The organism is Streptomyces sp. HUAS CB01 (genome assembly GCF_030406905.1).
Taxonomy (GTDB): domain Bacteria; phylum Actinomycetota; class Actinomycetes; order Streptomycetales; family Streptomycetaceae; genus Streptomyces; species Streptomyces chengbuensis.
In genome coordinates this window covers 3,783,717-3,796,920 of sequence record NZ_CP129137.1, presented here as the reverse complement: position 1 = coordinate 3,796,920, position 13,204 = coordinate 3,783,717, and the positions used below count along the sequence as shown (strand labels likewise).

The following is a 13,204-nucleotide window of genomic DNA, read 5'->3' as shown; positions in this document are numbered from 1 at the left end:
CGTGACCCTCGACACCGTCAAGCACGCCACCGAGACCCCCGAGGCCGAGCAGCCCTGGAAGGAGCTCGGCCTCAAGGAGGACGAGTACGCGCGCATCCGCGAGATCCTCGGCCGCCGCCCGACCGGCGCCGAGCTCGCCATGTACTCGGTGATGTGGTCCGAGCACTGCTCGTACAAGAGCAGCAAGGTCCATCTGAAGCAGTTCGGCGAGAAGGCCCCGGAGAACGACGCGCTGCTCGTCGGCATCGGCGAGAACGCGGGCGTCGTGGACGTCGGTCAGGGGTACGCGGTCACCTTCAAGGTCGAGTCGCACAACCACCCCAGCTACATCGAGCCCTACCAGGGCGCGGCCACCGGCGTCGGCGGCATCGTCCGGGACATCCTCGCCATGGGTGCCCGGCCGGTCGCGGTCATGGACCCGCTGCGCTTCGGTGCCGCGGACCACCCCGACACCAAGCGCGTGCTGCCCGGTGTCGTGGCGGGCATCGGCGGCTACGGCAACTGCCTGGGTCTGCCCAACATCGGCGGCGAGGTCGTCTTCGACTCCTGCTACCAGGGCAACCCACTGGTCAACGCGCTGTGCGTGGGTGTCATGAAGCACGAGGACATCCACCTGGCCAAGGCGTCCGGCGCGGGCAACAAGGTCATCCTGTACGGGGCCCGCACCGGCGGCGACGGCATCGGCGGCGTGTCCGTGCTCGCCTCCGAGACGTTCGACGACACGAAGCCCACGAAGCGCCCCGCCGTCCAGGTCGGCGACCCGTTCCAGGAGAAGCTCCTCATCGAGTGCACCCTGGAGGTCTTCCAGGAGAAGCTGGTCGCCGGCATCCAGGACCTCGGCGGCGCCGGCCTCTCCTGCGCCACCTCCGAGCTGGCCTCCGCGGGCTCCGGCGGTATGCGCGTCGAGCTCGACACCGTGCCGCTGCGCGACGCGACCCTCTCGCCCGAGGAGATCCTCATGAGCGAGTCGCAGGAGCGCATGTGCGCGATCGTCGAGCCGCAGCACGTCGACCGCTTCATGGAGATCTGCGAGAAGTGGGACGTCATCGCCACCGTCATCGGTGAGGTGACGGAGGGCGAGCGGCTGGAGATCTTCTGGCACGGCGAGCAGATCGTGGACGTGCCGCCGGGCACCGTCGCGCACGAGGGCCCGACGTACCAGCGCCCGTACGCCCGTCCCGAGTGGCAGGACGCGCTGCAGGCGGACGACGCGGGCAGGCTGCCCCGCCCGGCGACGTCCGAGGAGCTGCGCGAGCAGGTCCTGAAGCTGGTCGGCTCCCCGAACCAGGCCTCGAAGGCGTGGATCACGGACCAGTACGACCGCTTCGTGCAGGGCAACACCGTGCTCGCCCAGCCCGAGGACGCGGGCATGGTCCGGATCGACCCGGACACCAACCTCGGTGTCGCGGTCGCGACGGACGGCAACGGCCGGTACGCGAAGCTCGACCCGTACACGGGCGCGCAGCTCGCGCTGGCCGAGGCGTACCGCAACGTCGCCGCGTCGGGTGCCAAGCCGCTCGCCATCTCCGACTGCCTGAACTTCGGCTCGCCCGAGGACCCGGCCGTCATGTGGCAGTTCGCCGAGGCCACCCGCGGTCTGGCGGACGGCTGTCTCCAGCTGGGTACGCCGGTGACCGGCGGCAACGTCTCGCTCTACAACCAGACGGGCGAGACGGCGATCCACCCGACGCCGGTCGTGGCCGTGCTCGGTGTGATCGACGACGTGACGCGCCGTACCCCGGTCGCGTTCGCCGAGGAGGGCCAGCTGCTCTACCTGCTGGGCGACACCCGTGAGGAGTTCGGCGGGTCGGCCTGGTCGCAGGTGGTCCACGACCACCTCGGCGGTCTGCCGCCGAAGGTCGATCTGGACCGCGAGAAGCTGCTCGCGGAGATCCTGATCTCGGGCTCCCGCGACGGCATGATCGACGCGGCGCACGACCTGAGCGACGGCGGTCTGATCCAGGCGGTCACCGAGTCCTGCCTGCGCGGCGGGAAGGGTGCCCGGCTGGTCGTGCCGGACGGCCTGGACGCCTTCACCTTCCTCCTCTCCGAGTCCGCGGGCCGCGCCGTCGTCGCGGTGCCGCGCAGCGAGGAGCTCCGCTTCACCGACATGTGCGGTGCGCGGGGTCTGCCGGCCACCCGGATCGGTGTGGTCGACGGAGACGCGGTGGAGGTCCAGGGCGAGTTCACGCTCCCGCTGAGCGAGCTGCGCGCCGCGCACGAGGAGACGGTGCCGGCACTGTTCGCCTGAGTCGGCGACGACAGGGGCCCCCGTCCGGACGCGGTCCGGGCGGGGGCCTCTCCGTGTCCGGCCGCGGGACTCTCTTGTCGTGCATTACGTAACTACGTAATCTGTGAGTCATGGATCTGGAGGAGCGGGTCGCCGAGCTGGAACGGCGGATGGCGGCGCTGGAGAGCGGTGACCGCCCCGCGCCGCCCGCGGTCACCGACGCCGACTTCTGGGCACTCGAAGGGCTGAAGGACCAGCTCGTGCGGGCGGACGCCGAGTCGGGCGGGGTGCTCTTCACCGGTGCCGTGCGCCTGCCGACGCGGGAGCGGTACGAGTGGCAGGTCGGCGCGCTCACCGAGGAACTGCTGGAGGACGACTGGTCGGGCCTGGCCGACGCCTTCGCCGCCCTGGGGAATCCGGTGCGGCTGCGCCTGCTGCGCGAGATCGTCGGCGGCCGCCGCACCGCGGCCGGACTCGCCGAGCTCGAAGGGCTCGGCACGACCGGCCAGATCTACCACCATCTGCGCCAGCTGACCGCTGCGGGCTGGTTGCACACCGCGGGCCGCGGCCGGTACGAGGTGCCGGGCGTCCGCGTGGTCCCGCTGCTGGTGGCACTCGCCGCGGCGCGTCCCTAGCCGGGGGAGGAACGGTCATGTCCGTACGGAAGACGGCGACGGTCGGCGTCCGCGTGCTGTGGGCGGTCTTCTTCGCCCTGGTCGTCCTGACCCGCGTCCTGGACCTGAGGTACCCCGACTGGTTGCGCTTCGTGCCGGCGGCCGCAGCGATCGCGCTCACCGTCGCCCTGGGGCGGGCCGCCCGGCGCCGCATCGACGCCCGGGACACCGGTCCCGTCGAGACCGCCTCCCCGGTCGCCGGCCGCTGGACCGCGCTGAACAGCCCGGCCGACAGGGTGCCCAGCCACGGCACCCACGAGGGCGCCCAGAGCTTCGCGATCGACATCGTCGCCGAGTCCGCGGAGCACCCGCGTCCGCGTTTCGCCCCGCTGTGGCCGCCGACCCGGCGGAACCGGGACTTCCCCGCCTTCGACGCCCCGCTGTACGCGGTCGCGGACGCCACGGTCGTCCGCGCCACCGACCGGCAGCGCGATCACATGAGCCGGAACTCCCTGCCGGCGCTGCCCTGGTTCCTCGCGGAGGGCGTCGTCCGGATGCTCGGGGGCACGGGCCGGATCCTCGGCAACCACCTCGTGCTCGACCTCGGGGACGGCACCTGGGCGGTCTACGCCCATCTGCGGCGGGGCTCGCTCGCCGTCCGCGAGGGCGAGCGGGTGAGCGCCGGGCAGCTCCTCGCCCGCTGCGGGAACTCGGGCAACTCCACCGAGCCGCATCTGCACTTCCAGCTGATGGACGGACCCGACCCCGAAGCGGCGCACGGCATCCCGTTCACTGGCGCGGGGTCGGCGTACCGCGCAACAAGGAGTCGTTCACGGCTCAGCCGGCCACGCCCCAGAACGCGTCCGCCTCGTCGATGTCCTGAACGCACTCGTCGATGTCGGAGATCTTGCCGCCGACGATCGTGAACCAGAGCCCGCCGGGCATCTCGATCCCGCGGTCCCCGCGATCGGCGTGGTACGTGTGCACGGCCATCACGTGCCCGCGGCCGTCGGGGTAGGCGCCCCTGAGCTCGACCCGCAGGGTCCCGCCCGTGAGTTCGCCGAGTTCCCGGTACAGGTCCAGGATGTTGTCCTGGCCCTTGTAGTGCCCCGAGATCCGGCTGCCACCGGGTACGTGGTGCACACAGTCCGCCGTCAGCAGGGAGCGGAGGGTCTCCGTGTCGCCTCTGCCGAACGCCTCGTAGCCCCGGCGGACCAGGGCGCTGTGCGGGTGCTCGGACATGTCCGCCACTCTCCTTCCTCGCCGGTACGGCCCCCCTTCATCTCATCGTCCGCCGGGCACCGGAGGGCCGCCAGACAGCCGCCGCGGCCCGGTGCGGTGTCCGAGGCGCGGGTTAGTCTCGGCCGCATGCCACCGGCCAGGAAGCGCACCCGCAGTTACGACCCCGCCAGGATCCGCGCCGCCGTCCTCGCGCAGTTCGGGCATCTCCGGGAGGCGGTGGAAGGACTGACTCCCGAGCAGCTGGCGCTGCCGACCCGGTCCGGGGACGGGACCGTCCGCGAACTCGTGGCGCACATCGCGCAGACGTTCGGTGCCGTCGCCGAGGCCCTCGCCCTCCCCGAGCCGGCGAAGGCGGAGGTCGCACTCCTGGACTGGCCCTTCTCGACCGCCGAGCGGGCGGGCGCCGTCGACGCGGGCACGGGCGCGGCGGCGCGCCCGCCCCAGGACCTCCCGGCCCTGCTCGCCCGGACGGCGGAGGAGGTCGGGGGCGCGCTGGAGGGCGTCTCCGGCGAGCGGCTGGTCCGCGCCCGGTCCGGTGCGATGCGCCTCGCCGACCTCCTCGTCACCCGCGCCGTCGAACTGGTCGTCCGCACCGACGACCTGGCCGGGGCGACCGGGCTCGACATCCCCTACGAGCGGCAGGCCCTCGCCGCCTGCGTCCGGCTGCTCGCGGACGCGCTCGCCGTGAAGGCCCCCGGCGGGTCGGTGGAGCTGAGGATCCCGCCGTACGCCGTGGTGCAGTGCGTCGAGGGGCCGCGGCACACCCGCGGCACGCCCCCGAACGTCGTGGAGACCGACGCGCTGACCTGGGTCCGGCTGGCCACGGGCCGCGAGGACTGGGCGGCGGCGCGGGACGCGGCGAGGGTGAGCGCGAGCGGCGAGCGCTCGGACCTCTCGGCGCTGCTGCCCGTGATGTCCTGACGACTCCCGGGGAACCGCAGCCCCGCCCGTCCCGTCAGAACGACATGCGTACTCAACTGATCGTTCCCGCGGCGGCCGCGCTGACGGCCGCGATCACGCTCACGGCCTGCGGCTCCGAGAAGGGCCCCGGCCAGGGTGCGGGGGACGAAGCGGGCGGCTCCGTGCGGCCCGCGGCCCCCGTCACCGGCGTGCACTGGACCGTCCAGAACGTGACCGTCGACGGCAAGAGGACCGCAGCCCCGGCCGGAGCCCACGTCGAGTTCACGACCGGGGAGGCGGGCAAGGACGGCGCGAAGGGCCGCGCCGAGGGCAACTACGGCTGCAACCACTTCGGCGCGGACGTGACGATCAAGGGCGACATCATCACCGTCGGGCCCGGCCAGATGACGGAGATGGGCTGCCCGCAGGGCGTCGCGGGCTTCGAGGAAGCGCTGCGTGCCGCCTTCTCCGGCGCGCTGAAGGCGAAGGTGTCGGAGAAGAACCTGACCCTGGCCACCGCCGAGGGCGACTCCATCGCGCTGACCGCGCAGCCCGCGGCCCCGCTCGCCGGCACCAAGTGGACCGTCACCTCCCTGCTGAAGGGGGAGACGGCCGCCTCGCTGCCGGCCGGCACCGAGGGCAAGGCCCACTTCGTCATCGGCAAGGACGGCTCCCTCAGCGGCAACCTCGGCTGCAACGACTTCCGGGCCGAGGCGAAGACGTCCGGCTCGACGCTGACCGTCGGCCGGCTGTCCAGCACACGCAAGATGTGCGCCGGTACCGCCGGGATGGTGGAGAAGGCCGTCACCGACGCACTCACCGGCAAGGTGACGTACGAGCTGAACCACCGCAGCCTGACCCTCCACTCCGCGGACACCGGCAAGGGCGTGGCGGCCACGGCCGGCTGAGAGGGCCGGGACGAGCGGGCCGGCGGGACGCCGCCGCACGGCGGCGGACGCGCCGGCCCGGCCCGTTCCGAGGGTGCGAGTCGGCCCGTCCCGAGAGTGCGGAGAGTGATGTGCGGCACGCCCTTCCGCCCCATCTACTCGCCCGTAGGACCCCCCAAAGGCTTCATTACGCGGCTTTTGTGTGAACCTCCGACCCCGTGGAGGCGGTTCTGCGCCGCATCCCCAATTCGGACCAGTGGTCGATCTCGCCTACACTCGGTGCCGTGCCACGTGGTGACGGACGACTCAACCACGACCTGCTCCCCGGCGAGAAGGGCCCCCAGGACGCTTGCGGCGTCTTCGGTGTCTGGGCTCCGGGCGAAGAGGTCGCCAAGCTCACGTACTTCGGGCTCTACGCCCTCCAACACCGGGGCCAGGAATCCGCGGGCATCGCGGTCAGCAACGGCTCCCAGATCCTCGTCTTCAAGGACATGGGCCTCGTGTCCCAGGTCTTCGACGAGACCTCCCTCGGCTCCCTCCAGGGGCATATCGCGGTCGGTCACGCCCGCTACTCGACCACGGGCGCCTCCGTGTGGGAGAACGCGCAGCCGACCTTCCGGGCGACCGCCCACGGCTCCATCGCGCTCGGCCACAACGGCAACCTGGTCAACACGGCCCAGCTGGCCGAGATGGTCGCCGACCTGCCCCGCCAGGACGGCCGCGCCACCCAGGTCGCCGCCACCAACGACACGGACCTCGTCACCGCCCTGCTCGCCGGGCAGACCGACGACGACGGCAAGCCGCTCACCGTCGAGGAGGCGGCCGCCAAGGTCCTCCCCGACGTCCGGGGCGCCTTCTCGCTCGTCTTCATGGACGAGGACACGCTCTACGCCGCGCGCGACCCGCAGGGCATCCGCCCGCTGGTCCTCGGCCGGCTCGAGCGCGGCTGGGTGGTCGCCTCCGAGTCCGCCGCACTGGACATCTGCGGCGCGAGCTTCGTCCGCGAGATCGAGCCGGGCGAACTCATCGCGATCGACGAGAACGGCATCCGCACCTCCCGCTTCGCAGAAGCGAAGCCCAAGGGCTGTGTCTTCGAGTACGTCTACCTCGCCCGCCCCGACACCGACATCGCCGGCCGGAACGTGTACCTCTCCCGCGTGGAGATGGGCCGCCGCCTGGCGAAGGAGGCGCCCGTCGAGGCCGATCTCGTCATAGCGACGCCGGAGTCCGGCACCCCCGCGGCCATCGGCTACGCGGAGGCCTCGGGCATCCCCTACGGCTCGGGCCTGGTCAAGAACGCCTATGTGGGCCGGACCTTCATCCAGCCCTCCCAGACGATCCGCCAGCTCGGCATCCGCCTCAAGCTGAACCCCCTCAAGGAAGTCATCAAGGGCAAGCGCCTCGTGGTGGTCGACGACTCGATCGTCCGTGGCAACACCCAGCGCGCCCTGGTCAGGATGCTCCGCGAGGCCGGCGCCGCCGAGGTCCACATCCGGATCTCGTCCCCGCCCGTGAAGTGGCCGTGCTTCTTCGGCATCGACTTCGCGACCCGCGCCGAGCTGATCGCCAACGGCATGACGATCGACGAGATCGGCACCTCGCTGGGCGCCGACTCGCTCTCGTACATCTCCATCGACGGCATGATCGAGGCCACGACCATCGACAAGCCGAACCTGTGCCGCGCCTGCTTCGACGGCGAGTACCCGATGGAACTGCCCGACCCCGAGCTGCTCGGCAAGCAGCTGCTGGAGACCGAGCTTGCGGGCGGCGCGGACGCCGCCGACGCGCTCCGTCGCCCCTGACCAGGTCCCGTCATTCCAACCGAAAGATCCCAGGCAATGTCTGAGACAGGTGCTTCCTACGCTGCCGCGGGCGTCGACATCGAGGCGGGCGACCGCGCCGTCGAGCTGATGAAGGAGTGGGTGAAGAAGACCCGCCGCCCCGAGGTCCTCGGCGGCATCGGCGGCTTCGCCGGCCTCTTCGACGCCTCCGCCCTCAAGCGCTACGAGCGCCCCCTGCTCGCCTCCGCCACCGACGGCGTCGGCACCAAGGTCGACCTCGCCCGCCAGATGGGCGTGTACGACACGATCGGCCACGACCTCGTCGCGATGGTCATGGACGACATCGTCGTGTGCGGCGCCGAGCCGCTCTTCATGACCGACTACATCTGTGTCGGCAAGGTCCACCCCGAGCGCGTGGCCGCCATCGTCAAGGGCATCGCCGAGGGCTGTGTCCTCGCCGGCTGCGCCCTGGTCGGCGGCGAGACGGCCGAACACCCCGGTCTGCTGGGTCCGGACGACTTCGACGTCGCCGGTGCCGGTACGGGCGTCGTGGAGGCCGACCGGCTACTGGGTGCCGATCGCATCCGTACGGGGGACGCGGTGATCGCGATGGCGTCCTCGGGCCTTCACTCGAACGGGTACTCGCTCGTGCGGCACGTGGTCTTCGACCGGGCGGGCTGGACACTCGACCGGGAGATCCCGGAGTTCGGCCGCACCCTCGGCGAGGAACTGCTCGAGCCCACCAAGATCTACTCGCTGGACTGCCTGGCGCTGACCCGCACCACCGAGGTGCACGCGTTCAGCCACATCACCGGGGGAGGACTCGCGGCCAACCTGGCCCGTGTGGTCCCGGACGGGCTGCACGCGGTCGTCGACCGGTCGACGTGGGCGCCGGGCGCGGTCTTCGACCTCGTCGGCAGCGCCGGCAAGGTCGAACGCGCGGAGCTGGAGAAGACGCTCAACATGGGCGTGGGCATGATGGCCGTCGTTCCGCGGGAGTCGGTCGACGTCGCCCTGACGACGCTCGCCGACCGCGGCGTGGACGCCTGGGTCGCCGGTGAGGTCATCGAGCGCGGTGAGCACACCACCGGCGCGGAGATGGTCGGCGACTACGCGAGCTGAACAGCACAGAACCCGGTCCGGGGCGGGGCCCCGGACCGGGTCTGAAGAATGCAGGTGCGGGCGTCAAGCGCCGCGACGCTGCGACGACGGACCGGACTCGTCGTCCTCGTCCTCGTCGTCGTTGTACATCTCCGCGTAGCGGGCGTACGGGTCGTCGTCCTCGTCCTCGTCCTCGAACGGCTCCGCGTTCGGCGGCTGACTCGAAGTCGATGCGCCCAGCTCGCTGGCCAGACGTGAGAGATCCGTCCCACCGCTGTTGTACTTCAGCTGGCGGGCGACCTTCGTCTGCTTGGCCTTGGCCCGGCCGCGCCCCATGGCTCGACCCCCTCGGTGACGGGGCTCGACGGCCCCAGAGTCTTGACACGCGTTCATGGTTCGGAGCGGGCTCTCCGTGGAGAGACCGGTCCGTAGGGCTTCAACGGTACCTGCTTCCGCGGCCATACGGTACGCCGCCCGCATCACGTGCCACCTCGCAGGACCCGCGAGGCGCCCCGTCCTCGCTGGTCAACCGCGATTTTACCTCTTCTCGGCGGGCGGCTCGCCGACCGGCGTGAGTCTTGTCTCCCCCGGTCGGCGAGGAACACCCGCGGGGTGCTACCGGCGACGGGCCTCCGCCATCCGCTGCTCGGCGATACGGTCCGCGGCCGCGGCCGGCGGAATACCGTCATCCTTCGCACGTGCGAATATTGCCAGCGTGGTGTCGAAGATCTTCGACGCCTTCGCCTTGCACCGGTCGAAGTCGAAGCCGTGCAGCTCGTCGGCGACCTGGATCACCCCGCCCGCGTTCACGACGTAGTCGGGCGCGTAGAGGATGCGGCGGTCGGCGAGGTCCTTCTCGACGCCGGGGTGCGCGAGCTGGTTGTTGGCCGCGCCGCACACGATGCGGGCGGTCAGCACGGGCACGGTCTCGTCGTTCAGCGCGCCGCCGAGGGCACAGGGGGCGTAGATGTCCAGGCCCTCCACGCGGATCAGCTCGTCCGTGTCGCGGGCCACCCGCACCTGCGGGAACTTGTCCGTGACCCGCCGCACCGACTCCTCGCGCACGTCGGTGACGACGACCTCGGCCCCGTCCTCCAGCAGGTGCTCGACCAGGTAGTGGCCGACCTTGCCGACACCCGCGACGCCGACCGTGCGGCCGCGCAGCGTGGGGTCGCCCCACTCGTGCTGGGCGGAGGCGCGCATGCCCTGGAAGACGCCGTAGGCGGTCAGGACGGAGGAGTCGCCGGCGCCGCCGTTCTCGGGGGAGCGGCCTGTCGTCCAGCGGCACTCGCGGGCGACGACGTCCATGTCGGCCACGTACGTGCCGACGTCGCAGGCCGTGACGTAACGGCCGCCGAGGGACGCCACGAACCGGCCGTAGGCCAGCAGCAGCTCCTCGGACTTGACGCGCTCGGGGTCCCCGATGATCACGGCCTTGCCCCCGCCGTGGTCGAGGCCGGCCATGGCGTTCTTGTACGACATTCCCCGGGAGAGGTTCAGCGCGTCGGCGACGGCGGCTTCCTCGGAGGCGTACGGGTAGAAGCGGGTGCCGCCGAGGGCAGGGCCCAGGGCGGTCGAGTGGATGGCGATGACGGCCTTCAAACCACTGGCGCGGTCCTGGCAGAGCACGACTTGCTCATGTCCGCCCTGGTCCGAGTGGAACAGGGTGTGCAGGACGCCGTCGGTCACATCGGTCACGGTGGTGACTCCCAAGTACGAAGCGGCGATTGAGGGCCCTCCTGCGGGTGGGGAGGGACCTGATGGGCAAGAGAGTAAGTCCTACGGAGGGGTAGGTCGGTCCCAGTGCTCAGGATCACCCTCTCCCGGAGTACGCGCGTGGAAGGATCTGTGACATGACGGCCGCCACTTCTGTGCTCGTCCCGTACGCGTCCTACCTGCGGGTGTACGAGCCGCTGGCGGCTTTCCCGGAGCCCGAGCGGAGCCACTGGTCCCGTTATGCCCGGTCGGGGCGGACCCCCACCGCCCAGGACGAGCTCCGGCGCTCCCTGGCGGACCTGCTGCCCACCCCTCCCGTGCCGGTGCGGGTCCACGAGAGCGCCGACGCCTTCGTCACCGAGGACGACGGCGTCGTCCGCGTCTGCCCCTGGCGGACCCGGCTGCGCGGCTGGCTGGCCCTCGAGGAGCTGAGCGGGCTCTTCCCGCCCGCCGTGCTCGACGCGGTGCTGCCGCCGGTGGTGCGCGGCCAGGCCGCCGCCGACTACGAGGCGTGGCGGGAGCGCAACCCGGACGCCCGTCCGTGGATCAGGAGCGCGGTCTGGCAGGTGCCGGTGCGCTGGTTCGTGCTGTTCGCGGACGACGAGCGCGAGTACGAGCCGGGCGAGGTGCCCGGAGTGCCGCCCGTGCTGCGCTACCGCACGCCGATGGTCCAGGCCAGGCGCAGACTCGCACGGGCCCTGAAGACGCTGCGGGACACGACCGAGGAGGGGCCGCTCACGGAGGGGCTGGTGGATGTGGGGCGATGGCTGGAAGAGTTCCACCCGCGCTCCCTGGTCGAGCTCGACTACGGCGGGCTCGTTCACGCCCTGTCCGCGGACCGGTTGGCCGAGGACCGGTCGGCGGCCGATGTGGCGGCCGGGATCGCGGCGCTGCGGGACGGCGACGGCGAGGGCGCCGGTGCGGCCTACGGCCGGCTCACGGACCGCTGGCGTGCGGTCCGGGACCGCCAGTTCGCGAACTGACGCTCGGGTTCGCGTACCCTTCCCGGAACCGAACCGGGCATGTAGGGGACGTAGGTCCCGATCCGGGCCTTTGGTTCAAGCGTGACGGACAGCACTAAGTCGTCTCTTGCAACCCTCGCCCACCCTCATGCCAAAATAGGACAAGGAGTCCGGGGAGGGTTCCTTCCGCCTACCTAAGGGCGGAAATCTCAGCATTGCACTCTATGGGGGGTCTGATGACTCCTGATCGCTCTGTGACTGATCGTCACTGTGACGTGACTGTCCGTTATGGCATGAACCATCGGCTTCCGCCGCTGATGAACACCTGAGAGGGCAATTCCATCGGTTTGGCCGACGTGGCTGGACAGATGGTGTAGTTGTAGTGCCGAGGACAAGCCGTTCGTCCTATAACCGACTCGGCCCGCGTCCGCCATTTCGGGCAACGCGGGTCAAGGTGCAGAATTTAGAGGAAAGAACCGAGAAGGTTCGGTTCTCCCGAGGAGGCCGCTCATGACCGCTCGCACCCCTGATGCCGAGCCGCTGCTGACCCCGGCTGAGGTTGCCACGATGTTCCGCGTGGACCCGAAGACGGTCACGCGCTGGGCCAAGGCAGGCAAGCTCACGTCCATCCGTACCCTCGGTGGACACCGCCGGTACCGCGAGGCAGAGGTCCGCGCACTGCTGGCGGGTATTCCGCAGCAGCGCAGCGAGGCCTGACACCCCGATCAAGGGCATCTCCGGACCCCCAATCCGGTAGCCCTGCACTGAGCTCGACACGGCGGGCGCCTGCCCCAACAGGTTTCGTCGTCGATCGCGCTGGACTCCGCCGGGTCCAGCGCGATCTTTTTTGTGCGCCGGCGGGTTCGGGCGGTGTGCGCGGGCGCTTCCCGGGGAGGGGGCGAGCGCGTGTCCCGTAGGGGGCCCCGGGAGCCCCTGCGGAGGCGTCCGGGGCTGCTCAGACGGGGGTGCAATTGCACGTATTTGATTTTTCGTTTGTAGGGAGGGCGTAAAGTCGACTGCTCTCCAAACTCGTTCGGTGACTCCCGTCACATGGCGTGGGGCTTGCCGGGCACGGCGAACACTCCCTCTACGAGCCTGCCACTCGCCGGGGGCGGAGGAAGGCGCCAATGGTCATGCACGGGCGGGACCTTCGTCACCGGAGCGGGCGCGGCGCCCGGTGTCCGGCATGTCACCCGGGTCACCCGTGTCACTCGCCTCTCCCGTGACACCCGTGCCCGCGGCGTCCGCCACGTCCAGGGCGTGCGGCGTGCCCTCACGGCTGTCCCGGCTCTCGGGGCTCACCACGGCCGGGGCGGGGACCGGCTCCTGACGGCCCCCCAGAGGCGCGGAGGACGGCGGAACGGATTCCTCCGGGACGGCCTCCGACGGGTCCATGGCGAGGCGCAGCAGCCGATGGCAGACCGGACAGTGCCGGGTGAGGTGCCGATAGCCGGAGACGGCCGCCAGATGGGCGCGCAGCAGCGCCCTGGTCTCGTGCCTCGCTGTGGATGCCGCCATCGCGCCACCTCCGCGGATCGGGGGCCCCGCAACCCCTGTCCTGACTGGGTACCGGCGGCGGAAGCCCCCGTCAAGACGCCGGAAGGCCCGCACCATTCGGTGCGGGCCTTCCGTTCTGCTGCGGTCCTGACGGGATTTGAACCCGCGGCCTCCACCTTGACAGGGTGGCGAGCACTCCAAACTGCTCCACAGGACCAGGTTTCGCAGCCGGATCTCTCGTTGGCTGCGAGAGAGACTGTACAGCAGGTCAGAG

12 protein-coding genes, 1 tRNA gene and 1 pseudogene are annotated in these 13,204 nt (G+C 71.2%); 9 read left to right on the top strand and 5 right to left on the bottom strand.

Annotation, left to right across the window (positions count from 1 at the left end; translation table 11 throughout):
* Window position 1 precedes the first annotated feature (1 nt).
* The 3 genes and pseudogenes from purL to QRN89_RS16790 all read left to right on the top strand — a co-directional run bounded on the left by purL (window position 2) and on the right by QRN89_RS16790 (window position 3,727).
* Window positions 2–2,251: a phosphoribosylformylglycinamidine synthase subunit PurL gene (gene purL / locus QRN89_RS16800; RefSeq protein WP_290350253.1), complete on the top strand. Its 2,250-nt coding sequence runs from the start codon at window positions 2–4 to the stop codon at window positions 2,249–2,251.
* A 110-nt stretch (window positions 2,252–2,361) separates the two neighbouring features.
* Window positions 2,362–2,865 (top strand): ArsR/SmtB family transcription factor, encoded by a 504-nt coding sequence (locus QRN89_RS16795; protein WP_290350252.1) that lies wholly within the window; start codon window positions 2,362–2,364, stop codon window positions 2,863–2,865.
* 17 nt (window positions 2,866–2,882) lie between these two features.
* Window positions 2,883–3,727 (top strand): annotated as a pseudogene (locus tag QRN89_RS16790) (M23 family metallopeptidase).
* Here the strand turns inward: QRN89_RS16790 and QRN89_RS16785 are convergent.
* Window positions 3,682–4,086, bottom strand: a complete 405-nt coding sequence (locus QRN89_RS16785) for a nuclear transport factor 2 family protein (protein WP_290350251.1) — start codon at window positions 4,084–4,086, stop codon at window positions 3,682–3,684. The pseudogene QRN89_RS16790 and the gene QRN89_RS16785 sit on opposite strands and share 46 nt — an antisense overlap.
* 126 nt (window positions 4,087–4,212) lie before the next feature.
* On the opposite strand from QRN89_RS16785, the gene QRN89_RS16780 reads away from it, so the two are divergent.
* From QRN89_RS16780 to purM, 4 genes are all read left to right on the top strand, one after another.
* Window positions 4,213–5,007 (top strand): maleylpyruvate isomerase family mycothiol-dependent enzyme, encoded by a 795-nt coding sequence (locus tag QRN89_RS16780; protein WP_290350250.1) that lies wholly within the window; start codon window positions 4,213–4,215, stop codon window positions 5,005–5,007.
* A gap of 44 nt (window positions 5,008–5,051) precedes the next feature.
* Window positions 5,052–5,894, top strand: a complete 843-nt coding sequence (locus QRN89_RS16775; protein WP_290350249.1) for an META domain-containing protein — start codon at window positions 5,052–5,054, stop codon at window positions 5,892–5,894.
* Window positions 5,895–6,157: 263 nt separating this feature from the next.
* On the top strand, window positions 6,158–7,675 hold the full coding sequence (gene purF, locus QRN89_RS16770; protein ID WP_093655682.1) for an amidophosphoribosyltransferase: 1,518 nt from the start codon (window positions 6,158–6,160) through the stop codon (window positions 7,673–7,675).
* 36 nt (window positions 7,676–7,711) lie between these two features.
* A complete protein-coding gene (gene purM, locus QRN89_RS16765) occupies window positions 7,712–8,776 on the top strand; it encodes a phosphoribosylformylglycinamidine cyclo-ligase (RefSeq protein WP_290350248.1) in 1,065 nt (354 codons plus the stop codon).
* A gap of 63 nt (window positions 8,777–8,839) precedes the next feature.
* On the opposite strand, the gene QRN89_RS16760 is transcribed toward purM, so the two are convergent.
* Together QRN89_RS16760 and QRN89_RS16755 are read right to left on the bottom strand one after the other, a co-directional pair.
* Window positions 8,840–9,091, bottom strand: a complete 252-nt coding sequence (locus QRN89_RS16760) for a DUF3073 domain-containing protein (RefSeq protein ID WP_290350247.1) — start codon at window positions 9,089–9,091, stop codon at window positions 8,840–8,842.
* A 279-nt stretch (window positions 9,092–9,370) separates the two neighbouring features.
* Window positions 9,371–10,453 (bottom strand): Leu/Phe/Val dehydrogenase, encoded by a 1,083-nt coding sequence (locus QRN89_RS16755; protein WP_290350246.1) that lies wholly within the window; start codon window positions 10,451–10,453, stop codon window positions 9,371–9,373.
* A gap of 155 nt (window positions 10,454–10,608) precedes the next feature.
* Here QRN89_RS16755 and QRN89_RS16750 point away from each other — a divergent pair, with 155 nt between their 5' ends.
* Window positions 10,609–11,454 (top strand): DUF8083 family protein, encoded by an 846-nt coding sequence (locus QRN89_RS16750; protein WP_290350245.1) that lies wholly within the window; start codon window positions 10,609–10,611, stop codon window positions 11,452–11,454.
* A 489-nt stretch (window positions 11,455–11,943) separates the two neighbouring features.
* On the top strand, window positions 11,944–12,150 hold the full coding sequence (bldC, locus tag QRN89_RS16745; protein WP_003949541.1) for a developmental transcriptional regulator BldC: 207 nt from the start codon (window positions 11,944–11,946) through the stop codon (window positions 12,148–12,150).
* Between the two features lie 414 nt (window positions 12,151–12,564).
* On the opposite strand, the gene QRN89_RS16740 is transcribed toward bldC, so the two are convergent.
* Window positions 12,565–12,951 carry a DUF6274 family protein gene (locus QRN89_RS16740; protein ID WP_290350244.1) on the bottom strand — a complete coding sequence of 129 codons (387 nt, stop codon included), beginning with the start codon at window positions 12,949–12,951 and terminating at the stop codon, window positions 12,565–12,567.
* A 121-nt stretch (window positions 12,952–13,072) separates the two neighbouring features.
* Window positions 13,073–13,147, bottom strand: a tRNA-Asp gene (locus QRN89_RS16735).
* Window positions 13,148–13,204: the final 57 nt, after the last annotated feature.

Coding starts and splice junctions, on each gene's coding strand:
- QRN89_RS16795 (WP_290350252.1), top strand. CDS start 2,362: ATGGATCTGGAGGAGCGGGTCGCCGAGCTGGAACGGCGGATGGCGGCG.
- QRN89_RS16785 (WP_290350251.1), bottom strand. CDS start 4,086: ATGTCCGAGCACCCGCACAGCGCCCTGGTCCGCCGGGGCTACGAGGCG.
- QRN89_RS16780 (WP_290350250.1), top strand. CDS start 4,213: ATGCCACCGGCCAGGAAGCGCACCCGCAGTTACGACCCCGCCAGGATC.
- QRN89_RS16775 (WP_290350249.1), top strand. CDS start 5,052: ATGCGTACTCAACTGATCGTTCCCGCGGCGGCCGCGCTGACGGCCGCG.
- purM (WP_290350248.1), top strand. CDS start 7,712: ATGTCTGAGACAGGTGCTTCCTACGCTGCCGCGGGCGTCGACATCGAG.
- QRN89_RS16760 (WP_290350247.1), bottom strand. CDS start 9,091: ATGGGGCGCGGCCGGGCCAAGGCCAAGCAGACGAAGGTCGCCCGCCAG.
- QRN89_RS16750 (WP_290350245.1), top strand. CDS start 10,609: ATGACGGCCGCCACTTCTGTGCTCGTCCCGTACGCGTCCTACCTGCGG.
- bldC (WP_003949541.1), top strand. CDS start 11,944: ATGACCGCTCGCACCCCTGATGCCGAGCCGCTGCTGACCCCGGCTGAG.
- QRN89_RS16740 (WP_290350244.1), bottom strand. CDS start 12,951: ATGGCGGCATCCACAGCGAGGCACGAGACCAGGGCGCTGCTGCGCGCC.